A 1,828-nucleotide genomic window follows, 5' to 3' on the forward strand; every position below is an offset into this window, starting at 1 on the left:
GGCGGGCCGCGGGCGATGCCGCCGCGTCGAAAAGGAACGGCGCGCCGGGGTTCCTGAATCCGGCGTAGTTTACCGGATACGGCGCGCGGGAAAATTTACAGGTCGATCACGAGGCGCGGCGTGCGCGCACGCGAGACGCACAGCAGGATCGTCTTCTGCGCGGCCTTTTCGTCGTCGTCGAGATACTGGTCGCGGTGATCGGCCTCGCCTTCGAGGATCGCGACCTCGCAGGTACCGCACACGCCTTCGCCGCACAGCGAGTCGATCGTTACGCCGGCGCGCTCGATCGCCTGCAGGATCGTCGTGTCCTCGGGCACCTCGAGCTCGATGCCCGAGCGCGCGAGCACGACGGTGAAGGCCTGGCCGGCCGTATCGGTCGCGGCGAACTGTTCGGCATGGAGCTGCGACTTCGGCCAGCCGAGCAGCGCGGCATTCGCATAGACGGCGTCGTTCAGGCCTTGCGGTCCGCACACGTAGACGTGCGCGTCGGCGGGCAGCGTCTTGAACAGACGCATCAGATCGAGGCGCTGGCCGAGGCTGTCGACGTAGGTATGTACGTTCGCCGCATGCGGGCCGGCCTTCAGCTCGTCGACGAACGCACCGTGTTCGGGGCTGCGGTACGCGTAGTGCAGTTCGAGCTCGACATCGCCGCCGGGCGCATGCTCGGCGAGTTGCGCAAGGAATGGCGTGATGCCGATGCCGCCGGCGATGAACACATGGCGGCGTGCGTTGCGCGCGAGTTCGAACAGGTTCGCGGGCGAGCCGATCGCGAGCCGCGTGCCGGCCGCGACATGCTCGTGCATGAACGCCGAACCGCCGCGCGACGCTTCCTCGCGACGCACCGCGATCTGGTATTGGCGCGTGTCGTGCGGCGAGCTCAGCAGCGAGTACGCGTTGTGGTGCCACCGCTCGCCGTTTTGCATCGACACGAGCACGTGGGCGCCGCCGCTGAACGGCGGCAACGGCGCGCCGTCGGGCAGCGCGAGCGTGAAGCGCTTGATCAGCGGGGTCAGGGTTTCGACGGCGACGACGTCGACGAAGATCGATTCACGGGCGTTCATCAGGCATTCCTTTGCCGGCGGGTAAAGCAGGGATTCGGTACAGCAGAAAAAGGCGCGCGACCGAAGCGCGCGCCCGTCACGGAGATCAGGCGCTCACGCCGCCCATGCACAGGTATTTGATCGACAGGAAATCCTCGATCCCGTACTTGGAGCCTTCGCGTCCGATGCCCGATTGCTTGACGCCGCCGAACGGCGCCACTTCGTTCGAAATCAACCCGCTGTTGATGCCGACGATCCCGTATTCGAGCTGCTCGGCCACGCGCCACACGCGGCCGATGTCGCGGCTGTAGAAGTACGCGGCGAGGCCGTAGATCGAGTCGTTCGCGAGACGCACGACTTCGTCGTCGCTCGTGAAGCGCACGATCGGCGCGACAGGTCCGAAGATTTCCTCGCTCAGCACGGCCATCCCGGGCTTCGCGTCCGCAAGCACGGTGGGCGCGTAGAAGTTGCCGCCGCGCGCGTGCGGTGCGCCGCCCACCAGCACGCGCGCACCCTGCGCGACCGCATCGCGCACGAGGCCGTCGACCTTGTCGCGGGCGGCTTCGTTGATCAGCGGGCCGATGTTGACGCCGGCGTCGAAACCGTCGCCGACATGGAACGCCGCGACGCGCTCCGCGAAGCGGCGGCAGAATTCGTCGTACACGGCGTCGTGCACGAAGAAGCGGTTCGCGCACACGCAGGTCTGGCCCGCGTTGCGGTACTTCGACAGCAGCGCGCCTTCGACCGCGCGGTCGAGGTCGGCATCGTCGAACACGATGAACGGCGCG

General features: G+C 67.5%; 2 protein-coding genes. Both read right to left on the minus strand.

Annotated features, from left to right (window positions below):
* Window positions 1-95: 95 nt before the first annotated feature.
* Window positions 96-1,061 carry a PDR/VanB family oxidoreductase gene (locus HMPREF3115_RS09300; protein ID WP_070554205.1) on the minus strand — a complete coding sequence of 322 codons (966 nt, stop codon included), beginning with the start codon at window positions 1,059-1,061 and terminating at the stop codon, window positions 96-98.
* Between the two features lie 85 nt (window positions 1,062-1,146).
* Window positions 1,147-1,828, minus strand: a 682-nt coding sequence (locus HMPREF3115_RS32310; protein WP_256276110.1) for an aldehyde dehydrogenase family protein, incomplete at its 5' end; no start/stop codon positions are given.

Source organism: Burkholderia sp. HMSC10F09, from assembly GCF_001806955.1.
Classification (GTDB): Bacteria; Pseudomonadota; Gammaproteobacteria; order Burkholderiales; family Burkholderiaceae; genus Burkholderia; species Burkholderia multivorans.

Coding starts and splice junctions, on each gene's coding strand:
- HMPREF3115_RS09300 (WP_070554205.1), bottom strand. CDS start 1,061: ATGAACGCCCGTGAATCGATCTTCGTCGACGTCGTCGCCGTCGAAACC.